The organism is Collinsella sp. AM17-1, assembly GCF_003470665.1.
Taxonomy (GTDB): domain Bacteria; phylum Actinomycetota; class Coriobacteriia; order Coriobacteriales; family Coriobacteriaceae; genus Collinsella.
Genome location: NZ_QRJZ01000004.1, coordinates 42,426 through 59,224 on the forward strand (window position 1 = coordinate 42,426; position 16,799 = coordinate 59,224).

General features: G+C 61.4%; 13 protein-coding genes. 8 read left to right on the forward strand and 5 right to left on the reverse strand.

Annotated elements, in window-relative coordinates:
* Window positions 1-73 precede the first annotated feature (73 nt).
* Window positions 74-829 (forward strand): hypothetical protein, encoded by a 756-nt coding sequence (locus DW195_RS03280; protein ID WP_118205853.1) that lies wholly within the window; start codon window positions 74-76, stop codon window positions 827-829.
* 35 nt (window positions 830-864) lie between these two features.
* Entirely contained in the window at window positions 865-1,551 is a 687-nt protein-coding gene (locus DW195_RS03285) for a hypothetical protein (RefSeq protein WP_117634529.1), read from the forward strand.
* Window positions 1,552-1,630: 79 nt separating this feature from the next.
* Here DW195_RS03285 and mgtA read toward each other — a convergent pair whose 3' ends face one another.
* On the reverse strand, window positions 1,631-4,399 hold the full coding sequence (gene mgtA, locus DW195_RS03290; protein WP_118205854.1) for a magnesium-translocating P-type ATPase: 2,769 nt from the start codon (window positions 4,397-4,399) through the stop codon (window positions 1,631-1,633).
* A 435-nt stretch (window positions 4,400-4,834) separates the two neighbouring features.
* On the opposite strand from mgtA, the gene pyrE reads away from it, so the two are divergent.
* Both pyrE and DW195_RS03300 read left to right on the forward strand, forming a co-directional pair.
* Entirely contained in the window at window positions 4,835-5,515 is a 681-nt protein-coding gene (gene pyrE, locus DW195_RS03295; protein WP_117655467.1) for an orotate phosphoribosyltransferase, read from the forward strand.
* A 403-nt stretch (window positions 5,516-5,918) separates the two neighbouring features.
* A complete protein-coding gene (locus DW195_RS03300; RefSeq protein ID WP_055250846.1) occupies window positions 5,919-6,539 on the forward strand; it encodes a helix-turn-helix domain-containing protein in 621 nt (206 codons plus the stop codon).
* 143 nt (window positions 6,540-6,682) lie between these two features.
* On the opposite strand, the gene DW195_RS03305 is transcribed toward DW195_RS03300, so the two are convergent.
* Together DW195_RS03305 and DW195_RS03310 are read right to left on the reverse strand one after the other, a co-directional pair.
* Window positions 6,683-7,537 carry a MurR/RpiR family transcriptional regulator gene (locus DW195_RS03305; protein ID WP_118205855.1) on the reverse strand — a complete coding sequence of 285 codons (855 nt, stop codon included), beginning with the start codon at window positions 7,535-7,537 and terminating at the stop codon, window positions 6,683-6,685.
* Window positions 7,538-7,703: 166 nt separating this feature from the next.
* Window positions 7,704-10,295: a glycosyl hydrolase gene (locus tag DW195_RS03310; protein WP_118205856.1), complete on the reverse strand. Its 2,592-nt coding sequence runs from the start codon at window positions 10,293-10,295 to the stop codon at window positions 7,704-7,706.
* A gap of 114 nt (window positions 10,296-10,409) precedes the next feature.
* Here DW195_RS03310 and DW195_RS03315 point away from each other — a divergent pair, with 114 nt between their 5' ends.
* The 4 genes from DW195_RS03315 to DW195_RS03330 all read left to right on the forward strand — a co-directional run bounded on the left by DW195_RS03315 (window position 10,410) and on the right by DW195_RS03330 (window position 14,483).
* Window positions 10,410-11,402 carry a helix-turn-helix domain-containing protein gene (locus tag DW195_RS03315; RefSeq protein ID WP_118205857.1) on the forward strand — a complete coding sequence of 331 codons (993 nt, stop codon included), beginning with the start codon at window positions 10,410-10,412 and terminating at the stop codon, window positions 11,400-11,402.
* A 170-nt stretch (window positions 11,403-11,572) separates the two neighbouring features.
* Window positions 11,573-13,012 (forward strand): glycoside hydrolase family 1 protein, encoded by a 1,440-nt coding sequence (locus DW195_RS03320; RefSeq protein ID WP_118205858.1) that lies wholly within the window; start codon window positions 11,573-11,575, stop codon window positions 13,010-13,012.
* Between the two features lie 140 nt (window positions 13,013-13,152).
* On the forward strand, window positions 13,153-13,689 hold the full coding sequence (locus DW195_RS03325; protein ID WP_117803545.1) for a PTS glucose transporter subunit IIA: 537 nt from the start codon (window positions 13,153-13,155) through the stop codon (window positions 13,687-13,689).
* Between the two features lie 236 nt (window positions 13,690-13,925).
* Entirely contained in the window at window positions 13,926-14,483 is a 558-nt protein-coding gene (locus DW195_RS03330) for a hypothetical protein (RefSeq protein ID WP_035136614.1), read from the forward strand.
* A gap of 491 nt (window positions 14,484-14,974) precedes the next feature.
* Here DW195_RS03330 and DW195_RS03335 read toward each other — a convergent pair whose 3' ends face one another.
* Window positions 14,975-15,643 (reverse strand): HAD family hydrolase, encoded by a 669-nt coding sequence (locus DW195_RS03335; protein ID WP_233540801.1) that lies wholly within the window; start codon window positions 15,641-15,643, stop codon window positions 14,975-14,977.
* Window positions 15,644-15,747: 104 nt separating this feature from the next.
* The gene (gene hypE, locus DW195_RS03340) at window positions 15,748-16,782 is read right to left on the reverse strand and encodes a hydrogenase expression/formation protein HypE (protein ID WP_118205860.1); all 1,035 of its coding nucleotides are present in this window, start codon (window positions 16,780-16,782) and stop codon (window positions 15,748-15,750) included.
* Between the last annotated feature and the right edge of the window lie 17 nt (window positions 16,783-16,799).

Here is a 16,799-nt window from a genome sequence, read left to right on the forward strand (position 1 = left end):
GAGGCGGCTTATGTGTGAATCGATGCCAGGTGTGTTTCTCGGCATTGTGATAAAGAACGGGAAAGGAACAATGATGAGGGAGACGGTACTTTCGCGCACGGCATTTGTCGCGGCGGCGGGAACGGCGCTGCTGACGCTTGTGGGGTGCGGCGGACAGCGGACGCAGGATGCGACGGGTTTTAACGACGACCGCCCGGTAAAGGACAAGATGGACGCGGGTGCGACGTCGGGCGATTCCGGCGACGCGGACCGCGGCCCGGGCGCGGACAGCGGCTCGGCGGATGCGTTCGATACGTGGTCGGATGATTGCTGGGATGCGCACCGCAACATCAGCATCGCGGCGCTCCTCGAGCTTAAGGGCTGGCAGTTGCAGGAGTTTGCCTCGCAGCAGGGCTATACCTGGCAAGACGCGCTCGAGATGTACGAGGACGAGGCGGGACACGTGCTCAGCGTCTGCAATATCAGCAAGGACGGTGCGACCGAATGGCTCGGCGAGGACGAAATCGGAAAGCTCGACAAGGGCGGCACCGGAAGCACCGTGATGTTCACGCTGCAACTTTCGGGCTATTCGAGCTGCGAGGATGTTATCGCGGGCTTTTCCGTGCCGGTCGAGGACCGGGCGCAGATTACTTCGGGCTCATGGATCGCGTGCGTATACGGTTCCAGCATGGCGCGGCACGTTGCCATGGCGAGTCCGATGGAAAACGGTGACTACCGCTTGGATCTCATTACCGAGGAGGCTATCAAGACCGGTAGGTTTACCCAGGGCGGCGGTGCTCCGACGATAGACGAGTTTTGGCAGGAAAAGACTGGACGCGCGCTCGGCTAGGTGCGACGTGGCCAATACCATAGCGAGGAACGAACATGATGAATGAAGTGACGATGAACCGTGCGGCCTTTGTGGCAGGCGCGGGTGCGCTGGCTTGTGCGCTGGCTGGCTGCTCGGGCGGATTGGGCGGCGCGGGCGGTGCCAAGAAGGCGACCACGGCGGACGCCGCCTGTGTAGACGACAACGCCAACGTGACGGTCTATGCTGCGATCAACTTGGACGGCGCCGACCTGGTGCGCCTGCTCAAGCATCAAAACTATGAGTGGCAAGGCGAGAGCGTGGGCTACGGTGCCGCCGATGACGCGGGACTTTTCGCTTTTACCTTTTCTAAGATTTCGGATGACGTGGACGAACTTGCGAACAGCGCGATACCGCTTTCGGAGTCCGAGTACGAGGAACTTGAGCCGGGCGGCGGAGACGATAGCGTGGCGATTTTGCTCTCGGTGGGCGGCTATACGACGGGCAATCGTGCGCTCACCGGCGCAATCGGCGATGCGGCGATAGTGCAGGAGAAGTGCACAATCGACGATTCCGTGTATTGGCTGGTCAAGGCGCTCGACGGCAGCCGTTACGTGATTTCGGCCTACGACACCGAAGATGATGGCGACAGCGCGCATGACATCTATATCTATAGTGAATCTTTTATTCACACCGGTTATCTGAGCGGCGGCGACCAAATCGATATTGACGAACTCTGGAGCCGCCTGACCAATGCCTCGTAGCGCACCAAAACCACCACAAAGGGGACAGTGAGGCGGGACTTTTTGACCGCCTGATGGGTCGAGCGTCACAACTCGTGCGTTACAGCAGCTCGCCGTGGCGGGCGATGTAGCGGCGCTTGGCCAGTTGGGTGAGCGCGATGTAGGCGGCGACAATGCCGATGAGCAGCGCGAAGAAGCTCGGCGGCAGCGGCATGAGGCCCAGCGCATCGGCGATGGGGCTTGTCGGCAGCCAGGTGACGAGCGCCAGGCCCAGCACGGTGAGGACGCACAGCGCGGGCGCGGCGTGGTCGCGCGGGCTCGGCAGGCGCGGGGAGCGCAGCATGTGGACCACGAGCGTCTGCGACCACATGGACTCGACAAACCAACCGCTCTGGAAGAGCGCCGTAAAGGCCGCCATGCCTGCGACGTCGCCTATAGCGGCAAGCTCTGCCCAGCTTGCGCCCACGGCGGCGGGGCACACCACAAAGAAGAGCGCGGCGAAAGTCACGATATCAAACAGTGAGCTCACGGGACCCAACTCGAGCATAAAGCCCTTAATGGACGCGGCATCCCAGGCGCGCGGACGGGCAGTCCAGGCGTCATCGACGGTGTCCCACGGCAGCGCGATGCACACGATCTCGTAGACCAGCGACAGCAGCACCAACTGCAGAGCGCTCATGGGCAAGAATGGCAAGAACAGGCTCGCGACGGTCACGGATAGCACGTTGCCAAAGTTGGAGCTCACCGTGGTCTTGAGGTACTTGAGCAGGTTGCCGTAGGTGCGGCGGCCTTCGATGATGCCGCGCTCGAGCACGCCCAGGTCTTTCTGGAGCAAGATGATGTCGGCGGATTCCTTGGCGATGTCGACGGCCGAATCGACCGAGATGCCGCAGTCGCTCGCACGCATGGCGGCGGCGTCGTTGATGCCATCGCCCATAAAGCCCACGGTGTGGCCGAGCAGCTCGCGCATGACGCGCACCAGACGCGCCTTCTGCAGCGGCGAGAGCTTGGCGAAGAGGTGGGTGTGCTCGGCGCGCTCGGCAAGTTCGGCGTCATCGAGCGCATCGATCTCGGAGCCGAGCAAGACGTTGCTCGCGTCGATACCGATCTGTTCGCAGACGGTGGCGGCAACGCGGTCGTTGTCGCCGGTCAGGACCTTGACCGCCACACCCTTGGCCTCGAGCGTGGCGACGGCGCCCGCGGCACTCGCCTTGGGCGGATCGAGGAAGGCCAAAAAGCCCATCAACACCATGTCGCATTCGTCGGCGATGCCAAACTCGCCCACGCAGCGCGGATTGGTTTTCTGCGCCACGGCAATCACGCGCAGGCCCTCGGCATTGAGCCCGGCGACCTGCTGGCGAATCTGGGCGAGCTTATCTTCGGTGAGCGGCTGGGCGGCACCATCGACTTCGACAAAGGAGCAGATCTCGAGCATTTCCTCGGCAGCTCCTTTGGTAACCATCTGGGTTTTACCCTGGGCGTCGGCGACAACTACGCTCAGGCGACGGCGCGAGAAATCGAAGGGCACCTCGTCGACCTTGGTATAGCGGTCGCGCAGGCTCTGGCCCAGCATAGAATCGGGCACGACGGTCGAGGGCGTCACATCGGCACGGTCGATGACGGCCAGGTCGATAAGGTTTTTGAGGCCGGTCTGGAAGAAGCTGTTCAAAAACGCATGGCGCAGCACGCGCGCATCCTCGTTGCCGTCGGTGTTGAGGTAGCGCTCGAGCACGATGCGGTCTTCGGTGAGGGTGCCGGTCTTGTCGCAGCACAGGACGTCCATCGCGCCGAGGTTTTGGATCGCCGGCAGCTCCTTGACGATAACCTGGCGGCGGGCGAGGTCCTTGGCGCCCTGCGACAGGCTCGTGGTCACGATGACGGGAAGCATCTGCGGCGTGATGCCCACGGCCACGCTCGTGGCGAACAACAGCGCATCGATGACGTTGCCCTTGGTGGCGGCGTTGATGGCAAAGACCGCCGGCGCCATAACGAGCATGAGGCGCACGAGCAGCATGGAGACGCTCGAGACGCCGCGGTCAAACGCGCTCTTCTCGCCGCGCCCGTTGAGCATCTTGGCGATGCCGCCCAGGTAGGTGTCCGAGCCGGTGGCAACGACAAGCGCCATGGCGGTGCCGTTTTGCACGGAGGTGCCGGTAAAGACGATGTTCTTGCAGGCAGAGAGTGGTAGCGCGGAGCCGTCGGCACCCTCGACGACGGTGATGGCAGCGGTCTTCTCGACGGCCTCGCTCTCGCCGGTGAGTGCGGACTCGATCACAAACAGGTCGCGCGCGGTGATGATGCGGGCATCTGCCGGCACCATGTCGCCGGCAGAGAGGCGGATTACATCGCCGGGGACGAGCTCGTCGAAGGGGATCTCGACGCGCTCGCCGTCGCGCAGGGCACAGCAGGTGTTGGAGACCAGGTCCTTAAGGGCCTCGGCTGCATTGCCGCTGCGGGCTTCCTGGATAAACTTCATGCCGCCCGATACCAGCAGCATGATGCCGATGACGATGACCGTGGAGGGGTCACGCTGCAGCTCGGGCACGGCGAGCACGTCGATGTAGAGCGAGACCAGTGCGAGGGCGGCGAGGATGCCAGCGAAGGGATCGACGAACGCGTCGGCGATGCGGCGGGCGAGCGTCTTGGTCGGCGCTTCGATGGTGTTGGGGCCGACGGCGCTCAGGCGCTCGGCGGCGTGCTCGGCGGTGAGGCCGTCGGCTGTGGCGTCGAGCGGCACGAGGGCATCCTCGGCGCTATGGGTGGCGGCGAATATGGTGTTCTTGGACATGCCGGTATGAACGGCGGGGCGCGCCGTGCGGCGGCGCTTGGAGATGGCTTCGAGTACCGTGGCGGTTTTGAGCATCAGCATAGGGTCCTCCTTGTTGAAGGGAGTTAGCGTACGTGTCGTATGTGCTTCAAAAAACCTAGATGTCGCTCACGTCATGCTTTCGAACCACCACAAAGGGACAGGCACCTTTGTGGTGGTTTTGACGATCGGCTGTTGGCGCTTATGCGCGTGCGGAATCCTCGCGGCGTGCCGAGGGCGACATGCAGGTTTTTCGACTATGACTGCCTTCCATGGCACACCTCCTTAAGGCCGGGCGCGGCGCGCTTTGGGTATCTCGTACCCGTTACAATCCGCCCGTATTCTTGATGAGGGGGTTTGCCGTGTCAACCCCAATGTTTGGAAAACCATTGCCCCTGACAAAGCCTTTACAGAATGCCGAGGCCCCAAAGCGCGCCCGCAACGCGCCCTGCCTGCGCTAAACTGGAAGGCACGTACGCGATTACGAGAGGAGCCCGCATGGAGGCTTACAAGCAAGAGTTCATCAAGTTCATGGTTGAGTCCGACGTTCTTAAATTCGGCAGCTTTACGCTCAAGAGCGGCCGTCAGTCCCCGTTCTTTATGAACGCCGGCGCCTATGTGACGGGCTATCAGCTCAAGAAGCTGGGCGAGTATTACGCCCAGGCCATCCACGATAACTTTGGCGACGACTTTGACGTGCTGTTTGGACCGGCCTACAAGGGTATTCCGCTGGCCGTCGTGACCGCAATTGCCTACCACGAGCTGTACGGCAAGGAGGTCAAGTACTGCTGCGATCGCAAGGAGGCCAAGGACCACGGCGCCGACAAGGGCAACCTGCTGGGCTACGAGCCCCAGGACGGCGACCGCGTGGTCATGGTCGAGGACGTCACCACCAGCGGTAAGTCCATCGACGAGACCTATCCCAAGGTCAAGGCTGCTGCCGATGTCGAGATCAAGGGCCTCATCGTGTCCCTCAACCGCATGGAGGTCGGCAAGGGTGGCGTGACCACCGCGCAGAAGGAGATCGAGGCCAAGTACGGTTTCCCCGTCGCGAGCATCGTCTCCATGGCCGAGGTCGTCGAGACCCTCTACAACCACGAGATCGACGGCAAAGTCGTCATCGACGACGAGCTCAAGACCGCTATCGACGCCTACTACGAGCAGTACGGAGCTCGTTAGTTACGGCGTTTTACCAAACGCCGTAACTGCTCGACGCTGCGCGGGCCGCATTTGGACAATCTGACGTTCAACTTCAAGGGCGCGACCAGAAGGTCAGCGCCCTTTCGTTTCACGTCACCTTGTCTCAAATGCGACCCGCTCGCTGTCGTTGCCAAGACATCGGCACTCCCGTTGCTGGCAAGGGGCGGCACTTGGGGACGTTCCTTTTCTGCCGGCACCTGGGGACACTCCTGATGTGGTCGTTGGGGACGTTCTTAAATGACTACTCAGGATGAGCGTCCAAAAATCCGCGCTCGTTCGATTGGCGCATGTCTACGCAGCGTAGGTTGTCGAGCCTGGCCTTCAAATGGATACTGACTGTCGAACCGGTTCACTCCATTTCTTCAATTTGATTGGACAGCCCATGAACCAGACACGGCAAACCAATGCTTCCCATACTTTTTTGGCAGCGCATGCCATCAAGCAGCTGCGCGAAGAGCGCGGCCTCACCCAGCGCGCCCTGGCGGAAAGCCTTGGCGTGACCGATAAAGCCGTCAGCAAATGGGAATCCGGCCGCGGCCTTCCCGACATTTCCCTCGTTGAGCCTTTGGCCCAGAGACTCGGCATAAGCGTGGCTGAGCTTTTGGCTGGTGACATTCGGGCCAACGCCAACCGTGCAGGCAATATGCTCAAAGGCGTCTTTTACGTTTGCCCTATCTGCGGAAACGTTGTGCACGCGCTCGGAGAAGGCAGCTTTAGCTGCTGTGGCTCCACGATGTTTCCCCAGGAGGCCGAAGAGCCGGACGCGGACCACGCCTTTTCCATCGAGCGCATCGAGGACGATTGGTACGTCACGCTCGATCATCCCATGACCAAGGATCACTACATTAGCTTTGTGGCATATGCGACTATGGATGGCATCTGCTTTAAGAAGCTCTATCCAGAGCAATCGGTGCAGCCGCGCTTCCATATTACCGGGCGCGGCAGGATATATCTTTACTGCAACCAACACGGACTCTTTACGTCGCTGACGCCTCGCAAATAACGGCTTTCTATCCGCCCTCCTCATGCGTTCCCAGGGGACCCAAAATGAGCGTGGATAATCTCCCGGTTTTGGCCTGTGCGCGGGCTCAAAGTGGGAGATTATCCACGCTCGTTAGGTTAGTGTCCGATGATCCACGCTCGTCGCTACTTGAGCCCGGGCAGGCGGGTGTAGGGAAACGACCGCTCTAAGAACTCAGAGCAGCGGGCGTAATCTTTGGCAAAGTAGCTGCTGTAGAGTGAATCGAGCACGTATTGCACGGCGATGTGGCTGGCGAACTGTGTGATGCGATGCGTCATGCTCTCGTGATCGCTCACCGTGAGATAGGCGGCAAAGCCGGGGTGAATGCGGGCGCAGTGCGGTGTGCCGATGACGATGACCGGGACATGTCGACTGCTGAGGATTGGCAAGATCTCCCTGAGGTTGGGGGCAAGGCCGCTGTAGGAGATAACGATTGCCACATGGTCGGGGCCCGAGGCGAGCGCCGTACGCACCTGCGCCTCGACACTGTCGTGGCACGTTGCGCTTTTGCCGGCGGAAAGCAGGCGATCGCGGAACATTCCCGCTGGATACAGATTATGCGAGCCCGTGTAGATGTCCACGGTGCCGGCGCGCACGATAAGCTTGGCGGCCTGGTCGAGCTGTGTGGGGTCGAGCAGCTCCTGCGTTTCGGCCAAAGTGGTCTGATAGAGCCCCTCCATACGCTCCATCACCTGCGCAGGAGTGGAGGTGGCATCGAAGGGAAAGTTGATGTCCACGTCGCGCCGGTTACCCGTCTCGGCTGCCTGACGGATGAGCTCGACCTTGAGGTCTTTGAATCCCTCGAGGCCGAGCTTTTTGCAAAAACGGTGCACGCTCGCAACGGAAACGTTGGTGCGCGCGGCAAATTCCTTAATAGAGAGCCCGCGGACGTCTTCGCCCATGGCAAGGGCCGTTCGCCCAAGTTGTTGCTCGGTGGGGGTGAGGCTTTTGCCCTGCGTGATCTTTCGCCTGATATCCATATGGCTCCTATGCGTTTGCGTCGCGATAAACCAATCATAGCGATAAATAAAACGTTCGGCTTGGCTGGGAGTTTTGGTCCGCCGGTCTATGAACGACGGACCGCTCGACGCTGTGCGGGCTCAACATAGGGGCGCTGTCCTTGTTGGGCCGTTTGCGCCCGGGGCGTTACCCGAGCACGCGTACGGGCCCCAAGAGACCGCTGGGCTCGGAGGGCTCGGTCATGCCGAACACGTCGGGGACGGCATGGTCGAGGGTGTTGATGATATCGATCGCAAGCGCGTGCTCACCGGCTAAAAGTGCGGCGGCCTCAAAGCGGTAAGGCGGACAGATGCGGGTGCCGAGGGATTTGCCGTCGAGGGTGACGGTTGCGGTCTCAAAGACCTCCCCAAGGTCGATGACAGCGCGGCTGGCCGCTTCGCCCAGGACAAAGGAGGCCTGGTAGCGGAACGTGCCGGCCTTGCCGGGGAACTCGGCCGAGGAAAGGTCGTGCAGGTCTGCAAGCTCAACAGACTCGCCAAAGGCATCGGTACCAGGGGCAGAGAAGGCAACCGCCCAGGGCCCGTCGACGCATGTGGCTTCGTCTCCAGCAGTTGCCGCGCCGGCGGAACCTGTAGCCCCAAGGACCACGATGCAGCTCTCGTAGGGAGCCAGCTCGAGCGTGCCGTCAAAGGCGGCGGGATCGGTGCCGTTGAGCAGGTCGAGGCGCGCGCCTGCAACGGGTATGCCGTCGGCAAGCGCAATCTGAGTGGAGATACCCTGCTTGGGATGCTCGTTGACGAGCATCAGATAGGTCTCGCCCGCCCGCTCGTAGCGCAGTGCGCGCAGCCAGGGCTGGGACTCGGCACAAACCACGGTCTGCATACCGGCGTCGGCAAGCGTGCCTGCGAGCTCGGCGGTTGCCAGGAGCTTGATGCCGGCGACCGCGGCTGCATCCACGGAGGCAAAGCCCTCGCGGGCTGCAATATCACCGTCGTAGCGCTTGCTCGGCAACTCATCCAGCGCGTACACGGCAACACCTGCGGCTGCGGCGCGCGCGGCAAAGTCGAGCACGGCTCCGCCGACAAACTCGGCTCCGGGCATCACCAGGCAGCGGTATGCCTGGCCGTTCACGCCAAAGCCGCTACCGTCTGCGGCAATTTCAACGGCATAGCGCCCTGCGTCCTCAAATGCCTCTGCCGGCACGATGTCAAAGTCGACCTGCGCGCGCATAAGCTCGGAGGCGGCATGCTGCATAAAGTTCGCCTCGCCTGTCCACTCGGCGTCCGCATGGTAGAGAAGCGCCACCGGGGTCGTTGCGCGCCCGCCGCTCAGCAGGCTCGCCGTACGGTTCATGTAGCTCATGAGCTGCCCAAAGTGTGCAAACTGGGGGTTTTGGCCATGCGCATAGAAATGCGGCGGGCAGTCCCAGTCGGGGAAGGCGGCCATGCTAAAGGCATGCGGCACAAACCAATTGACGCCGCGCACCAAAAAATGATCGGCGATCCACTTCATCTCGCGTAGGCCTTCGTGCCATCCAAATGCGCCAAAGACCTCGGCCATGCAGCGCCCCTGCTTTTTGGGATCGAGGTGTGCTGCCGAGGAGCCCAGCTTGGGCAGCACGTAGTTATAGAACTCGAGGTCCCACACGCCGCGTCCGTAGCTGTGAAGGCCGCGGTCCATGCCGGGTACCAGCTGGTTGATCACGATGTCGACGCCCGCCATGTCCTGACCGCCCACGGCGCGGAAGTAGTGCCCGGCGCCCACGCCCAGGCGCGCGTGGCAGTCCTTGTCCTCGATAACGTGGCCGATGTACTGCACGCCGCGCGCGCGGCACCAGTCTCCGAGCTGGTCGCAGAAGCACTCCTTATAGAGGGTGCTCGCGATGTCCATATAGACGTGGCGTACGTGCGCGCCGGCCGGCTCGCGGTCCCACAGGTGCGGGAGCTCGGCCAGGTAGCGCTCGCCCAGTGCCGCGCGTAGGCGACGCTCAAGCTCGGCCGACCAGGGTAGGGGCGCGGTGGCCTTGCCGATGAGTGTGTCCGAGATGCCATCGGGGCCCGTGGTGCCCTTCTCGTTGGCAAATCCGGGCTCATCGGAGAAAAAGCCCAGGATCGTCTTGCCAAACTCATCGCCCAGATGCTCAAAATGCGGCTCGTAGACAGCATCGATGAGCTGCGCCACCGAGGCGCGGTCGACCATATTGATGTAGTCCTCGTTGTAGGAGGTCTTGCCGCTCGTGAACATCACGCATGCCTGCGTGAGGCCCGCAGGTGCATCGAAGACCAGGCGGCTGGGGTTGCCGTCTGCATCGTCGATTACTCGGTAAGCGACGTCGACGGGGCTGCCGTCCTGCATAAATGTCACGCCGTGGAAGCGCTCCGTTTTGTCGAGCATGTTGGCGAGCGCGATGCTCGCGGCGGACGTGGGGCCCACGATGTCGAACGTGCGGTGCGTGAGCACGATCTTGCGGAGCTCGGGCACGGCCTCCTTGACGGCGCCGTTGGCAAAGCCCGTGGGGAAGTGCGCGTCGTCCAAGATCCAGAGCTTAAGGCCTAGCTGCCTGCACTCGTCAATGACAAAGCGCAAGTCGCGCCACCAGCCCTCGCCGCAAAAATCGGGGTGTGGGCGGCTTTCGAGACAGACCTCGTGGATGTCGGCGCCGGCGATCTTTTCCGGATACTCGGCAATGGTCTTATGGCTCTCGCCCTTCATCCACAAAAACGGAAGCACATGGTTGTCGTATGTACCCTCGAGCACCTGCTGATAGTGCGCGGTCATGTATCCTCCTTGGCTCGATCGATCTGCTGCATAGCACAGATTATGGACGCGTCGGCGCGTTCTGCTAATATCTGAATCACGACGAACTATGACCAAATCAACGATTGGCAAGCCATGGAGATCGACGAGCTCGAGCGTAGGCTCAGCGAACTGAGCGCCAGTGAGATCACTTATAAAGACGGCATGGCATTTGATTGGTCGATTATGACCGAGCATGTCGAAATCGACGGATGCCCAGTGCGCAAGATTGGGCAGCCAGGGTTTGCCTATGCCCAGCCCGGCATGCCGCGTGGCCTGACGATAAGGAAAAACTCGCGCTTTAATGCAGTTCCCGAGCACGTGCATGATTACGTGGAGATGAGCTATGTGTATCGCGGGCGCTGCCCGCAGACGGTGGCGGGGGAGAGGCTCGAGTTGCGCCGCAACGAGGTGCTTTTGCTCGACGCCCTTTGCCCTCATGCCGTGGCGGCGCTCGGCGAGGACGACATCATGCTGAGCATGACCGTTTCACGCTCTTTTTTGCGCCGGAGTCTCGAGTCGAGCCTCTCGCGCGAGAGCGCGGTCTCGCGGTTTTTGTTCAACGCGCTCAACAGCGAGACGGACCATCGGGGCCATGTCCGTTTTTACTGCGGCGAGAGCCGTCGGATTCGGCGCTACATGCAGGAGATGCTCTGCGAGCTGTACGACCCGAGCCCCAACGGTCCCGAGATCGTCTTGCGTCTGTTTCAGCTGTTTTTGGCCGAGCTCATGGATTGCTACGAGCGCGAGCTGGTGCGCGGCGCGGCGGACGGCACGGCGGGGCCCACTGCCCTGGTGACGGGAATGCTTGGCTATATCGATTGTGAATTCGCTGCATGCTCCCTCGAGGGGATGGCGGCGGAGTTTGGCTTGAGCCCTAATTATGCGACGGCGCTTCTCAAGCGCCATGTGGGCAAGACCTTTAGGCAGCTTGTGCAGGAGCGACGCCTGGTACGTGCGGCCGAGCTTCTGCGCGGCGGCGCCACGGCCGGGGCGGCTGCGCATGCGGTGGGCTATGAAAACATGAGCTTCTTCTACCGTAAGTTTCACGACAAGTATGGCTGCACCCCCGCGGCATACCGCCGGTAAGCGCGGGGCGGATCGTCTTCGCTCCTTCGGTGTCAAAAAGTTTCAGCTGCAGCGCTGTTGCAGCGCGCGTCTGCGAAAAGAAGTGTCCAAATCGGCGCCTTCGCCCTGGCCTGGAGCGACTCGGCGGCATACTCGTTTCATCAGCAACACGCATGAGCGAGGAGGCACTTATGGGATTCCCCGAGGGTTTCTATTGGGGTGGCGCTACCGCCGCCAATCAGTTTGAGGGCGCTTGGAACGTGGACGGCCGCGGTCCGTCGGTCGACGACCACTTCTTGGGTGGCAGCTACAAGGAGCCGCGCCAGATTACGATCGACATCGACCCTAACCGCTTCTACCCCAACCATGACGGTATCGACTTTTACCATCACTACGAGGAGGACATCGCGCTGTTCGCCGAGATGGGCTTTACCATGTTCCGCATGTCCATCTCTTGGAGCCGCATCTTCCCCAACGGTGACGACGCCGAGCCCAACGAGGCCGGCCTCGCCTTCTACGACCGCGTCTTCGACTGCCTGCGCGCTCACAATATCGAGCCGCTCGTGACCCTGTCGCACTACGAGATGCCCTATCACCTGGTCGAGAAATACAACGGCTGGGCGAGCCGCGAGCTCATCGGCTTCTTTGAGAAGTACTGCCAGACCGTCTTCGACCGCTATCAGGACAAGGTCAAGTTCTGGCTCACCTTCAACGAGATCAACTGCGGCACCCAGGACATGGGCAACCTCTTTGGGACCAGCATGATCCAGGGCTTTGAGGGCCCGGCTTCGGCGGTCCACACCACGCCGCAGGCCCGTATGCAGGCCCTGCATCACCAGTTTGTCGCCAGCGGCCGCGTCGTGCGCTATGCCCACGAGCACTATCCGCAGTTTAAGATGGGCAACATGGACTGCTTCATCCTCTCCTATGCCGCCACGTGCGATCCGGCCGACGTGTTCGCCACGCAGCAGGAGATGAATACCATGAACTGGTACTGCTCCGACGTGCAGGTGCGCGGCAAGTACCCGTTCTATGCCAAGCGCTTCTGGGCCGAAAACGATGTCGAGCTCGTGATGGAGGACGGCGACCTGCAGGATATCGCCGACGGCAAGGTCGATTTCTACACCTTTAGCTACTACATGTCCGGCACCGTGGGCACCCACAAGGACCACGAGATGACCGAGGGCAACATGACCTTTGGCGGCAAGAACCCCTATCTGGAGTCCACCGATTGGGGCTGGCAGATCGATCCGCTGGGCCTGCGCATCGCCCTCAACGAGATTTACGCCCGCTACGAGATTCCGCTGATGGTGGTCGAGAACGGCATGGGCGCCTACGATGAGGTCGAGGAGGACGGTTCCATCCACGATCCGTACCGCATCGCCTACTTGCAGAGCCACATCAAGGCCATGGGCGAGGCCATTGCCGACGGCGTCGACCTGATCGCCTACACCTGGTGGGGCCCCATCGACTTGGTTTCCGCCGGCACCGGCGAGATGCGCAAGCGCTATGGCTTTATCCACGTCGATAAGTACGACGACGGCACCGGTACCTACGAGCGCCGCCGCAAGGACAGCTTCTACGCCTACCAGAAGATCATCAAGTCCAACGGTGCCGAGGGCCTGGATTAATCGACAATATGAGTGCCACCGGGGAAAAGCGTTGGGATGGGCTCGCGATTCGAGTCCCCACCTTAGCATTTGAACCATTTGGCACTATAATCACCATAGGCATGCGCACAACGTTGCGCTTAATCAAGAGGAGAAAACGTATGGGTCTGTTTGACATGTTCAAGAAGAAGGCTGAGCCCGCGACTGCCGCTGCTCCGTCCTCCATCTCTGCTTCTGCCGGCGCCGACGTGCTGTGCTCGCCCGTCAAGGGCAAGGTCATCAAGATGGCCGACGTGCCCGATCCCGTCTTTGGTGGCGAGGTTCTGGGCAAGGGCTGCGCCGTGTGGCCCGAGGACGACCTGGTCTACGCTCCCTGCGACGGCAAGGTGACCGTCACCATGGGTCACGCCGTGGGCCTGCAGTCCGATAGCGGCATCGAGGTTCTGGTGCACGTTGGCGTCGATACCGTCAACATGAACGGCGATGGCTTCGAGGGCTTCGTCAAGGCCGATGACGTCGTAAAGGCTGGCCAGCCCATGCTCAAGATCGACCGCGCCAAGATCGCCGCTGCCGGCTACAAGGACTGCGTCGTCGTGGCCGTGTCCAACACCGCCGAGTTTGCCGATGTCGAACTCGCCGTTGAGGCCGACTCCGCTGTCGCCGCCGGCGATGTCATCGTTAAGGTCGTCCGCAAGTAAACTGCGACATCCAAAGGATGTGCAAAGGTGGTCGGGTTTTCCGGCCACCTTTTTTATTGCACCGCGGGGAAGCGTTTTATTGCACGTTGGGCGGGCTTGCAAACCGTTCGGACGCTAAAACGAACCGACCGCGCCTTCGCGTTGCCGAGGATGTTCATAAGTGGATAGTATGGGCTTACTTATTACAACGTGCGCCGCGTCCGGGAAGCGCGGTGCCGCTCATTGGGAGGAACAACATGAAAAAGAAGCTGCTGCTTGCGCCCCTCATGGCCGTCTTGGTTGCATGCGTGGTCGTGCTTTCCGGCTGTGGAGGTCCTTCGGTTGAGGAGCTCATCACCGAGGATCTTACGACGCAGTTTGACGAGGTCAAAAACGGTGGCGACGACTTCCTCTCTGGTCTGGAGGAGGCTTCGGGCGACGAGTTCGAGCAGCTGGGTATCGATCCCAAGGAGTATGCCAAGACCTATCTCGAGGGCTTTGACTACAAGATCGGCGACGTGACGGTCGACGAGGACAAGGGTGTCGCGACCGCCGAGGTTTCTATCACATGCAAGTCTATGAACAAGATCGTCGAGGACTTCTCCACCCAGTATCAGGAGAAGGTCGCCGCGCTTGATACGGTTCCCTCCGATGACGAGCTGTACAAGATGGCCGGTCAGGTTATGGTCGATGTGACCAAGGCCACCGAGCCCAGGAAGACCACGGTTATCTTCAAGTACACCTGCAACGACGACGGCGAGTGGTCTGCCGACGACTCCGTCAACTCCGAGATGATGGATGCAATGCTGAGCTAGGGGAGTTACGCGGTAGTTTGTTACGGCGTTTTACCAAACGCCGTAACTGCTCGACGCTGCGCGGGCACCAGAGCGACAACTTGTCATTCAAAGAGGACGGCATGACCAGAAGGTCAATGCCGTCCTCTTTTCATGCCAATTTGTTCGCTCTGGTGCCCGCTCGCTGTCCGTCCTCTACCTGCGGCGTTGCCATGGTAGTCATTGGGGCGGCACTTGGGGACGTTCCTTTTCTGCCGGCAGTTGGGGACACTCCTTGCGCCAGCGTTGCATCGAATGCTCGGGAAAATACGAGCCGGTATTTGGCCGAATAGCGGGTCACGGTTTCCGGATGGCGTGGGTTGCGGAAAGTGCGACCCGGAATATTGCTCTGAAACGGGATGCCGTTTCCCCGACAAGGCTCAACCGGAAAGCGCGTCCCATTCTGAGGCGGCAAAACGGGATGCGCTTTCCGCGCGACAGAATCTATGCAGCCGTGTTGAGCGACAGCCCCGCTACTCGCCCAGAATCAGCGACGCGAGCTCTTCCTGGGTGTCCACCACGTAGTCGGCGCCGGCAGCTTCCAGCTCTGCGCGGCCGCGGAAGCCCCAGCTGACGCCCGCACTCTTAAGGCCAGCGTTGTGGCCGGTCAAAACATCGACATTGGAATCGCCCACATAGAGTGTGGTTGCCGGGTCGGCGCCTAGCTCTTTCATCACATGCAGCGTAACAGGCGCCTCGGGCTTGGGGGGAAACGCATCGACGCGGCCCTGTACCAGCGCAAAGCGCTCGGAACCAAAATACTTCTCGATAAGCGGAGCCGCCGAGATGTGGTCCTTGTTGGTGAGCACGGCAAGCTGCACGCCCGCGGCACGCAGGCGGTCGAGCATCTCGATTGTGCCGGCATAGGGGGCGGTGTGGTCCTCCTTGTGCTCGCCGTAGTAAGCCCTAAACTCGGCAAGCGTCTGCTCAAACATACGGCCGTCGCCCGCATACTCGGCAGGCATAAAGCGCTCAACCAGCTTGAGCATGCCGTTTCCCACCTTGTAGCGGTACTCGTCGACGGCAAACGTAGGCCAGCCGTGCGTCTCGCAGGTATGGTTGCCGGCGGCCGCCAGGTCTTCGAGCGTGTTGAGGATGGTGCCGTCCAGATCAAAAATCACATGGGAAAAAGCTGCTGCCATGAAAGCTCCCGTCATTGGGTTCCAAAACGCACCCCATGATACTGGGCATGCGTGCCGGGCATGTTTGGAATCTGAATATCTTTAATAGCCCTGAGCCTTTGTCGTTAGCAAATCCTCGGCAGCTGTTCTCCTACGAGCATGTCGAGGATGCGAGTCGATCCCCAGCCGGTGCGTACGCGCACGGCGGGTCGAGCGTCCGATCCAAGCGGCAGCACGCGGCCGATAATCGCGGCGTTCTCGCCGTAGCGGGCGGCACGCATGGCGGCTAGAGCCGCATCGGCCTGCTCGGCCGGCACGACGGCAACCATCTTGCCCTCGTTTGCTACCTGCAGCACATCGTAGCCGAGCATTTCGCAGGCGGCCTGCACGTCGGGACGCACGGGCACGGCATCTTCGTCGACCTCCATGGCAACGCCGCTGGCCTGGGCAAACTCGTTGAGTGTGGACGCCAGGCCACCGCGCGTGGGGTCGCGAAAGCAGCGCGTGTCGGGTGCTGCGGCAAGCACATCGGCAATCAAGTGGTTGAGCGGTGCGGCATCGCTTTCGATGGTGCTCGAAAACGCCAGGCCCTCGCGCTGGCTCATGATGGCGATGCCATGGTCTCCGAGCGTGCCCGATACTAGGATAACGTCGCCGGGTTGGCAGTTGGCACCGCTGAGCGCCACGCCCGTGGGAACCTCGCCCACGCCGGCGGTATTGATATAGACGCCGTCGGCCCCGCCGCGCTCGACCACCTTGGTGTCGCCCGTGATTATGGACACGCCCGCCTCATGCGCCGTTTCGGCCATCGTCTGCACAATCTGGCGGAGCTTATCCATGGGATAGCCCTCTTCGAGGATAAAGCCGCACGACAGGTAGCGCACGTTGGCGCCCGAGGTCGCGACGTCGTTAACGGTTCCGCACACGGCGAGGCGGCCGATGTTGCCACCGGGGAAGAACTGCGGCGAGACCACAAAGCTGTCGGTCGACATGGCTATGCGCCCGCTCGCGGGCAGCGCGGCGACGCCGGCATCGTTGCCTTCGAGCAGCTCGGGCGACCCAAACGCATCCAGAAAGACCTCATCGATGATGCGTTTCATCATCTGACCGCCAGAGCCGTGGCCCAACAGGACGGTGCTATCGGTGGCAGTACGGGACATATCGAAAACTCCAATCG

Coding starts and splice junctions, on each gene's coding strand:
- DW195_RS03280 (WP_118205853.1), top strand. CDS start 74: ATGAGGGAGACGGTACTTTCGCGCACGGCATTTGTCGCGGCGGCGGGA.
- DW195_RS03285 (WP_117634529.1), top strand. CDS start 865: ATGATGAATGAAGTGACGATGAACCGTGCGGCCTTTGTGGCAGGCGCG.
- mgtA (WP_118205854.1), bottom strand. CDS start 4,399: ATGCTGATGCTCAAAACCGCCACGGTACTCGAAGCCATCTCCAAGCGC.
- pyrE (WP_117655467.1), top strand. CDS start 4,835: ATGGAGGCTTACAAGCAAGAGTTCATCAAGTTCATGGTTGAGTCCGAC.
- DW195_RS03300 (WP_055250846.1), top strand. CDS start 5,919: ATGAACCAGACACGGCAAACCAATGCTTCCCATACTTTTTTGGCAGCG.
- DW195_RS03305 (WP_118205855.1), bottom strand. CDS start 7,537: ATGGATATCAGGCGAAAGATCACGCAGGGCAAAAGCCTCACCCCCACC.
- DW195_RS03310 (WP_118205856.1), bottom strand. CDS start 10,295: ATGACCGCGCACTATCAGCAGGTGCTCGAGGGTACATACGACAACCAT.
- DW195_RS03315 (WP_118205857.1), top strand. CDS start 10,410: ATGGAGATCGACGAGCTCGAGCGTAGGCTCAGCGAACTGAGCGCCAGT.
- DW195_RS03320 (WP_118205858.1), top strand. CDS start 11,573: ATGGGATTCCCCGAGGGTTTCTATTGGGGTGGCGCTACCGCCGCCAAT.
- DW195_RS03325 (WP_117803545.1), top strand. CDS start 13,153: ATGGGTCTGTTTGACATGTTCAAGAAGAAGGCTGAGCCCGCGACTGCC.
- DW195_RS03330 (WP_035136614.1), top strand. CDS start 13,926: ATGAAAAAGAAGCTGCTGCTTGCGCCCCTCATGGCCGTCTTGGTTGCA.
- DW195_RS03335 (WP_233540801.1), bottom strand. CDS start 15,643: ATGGCAGCAGCTTTTTCCCATGTGATTTTTGATCTGGACGGCACCATC.
- hypE (WP_118205860.1), bottom strand. CDS start 16,782: ATGTCCCGTACTGCCACCGATAGCACCGTCCTGTTGGGCCACGGCTCT.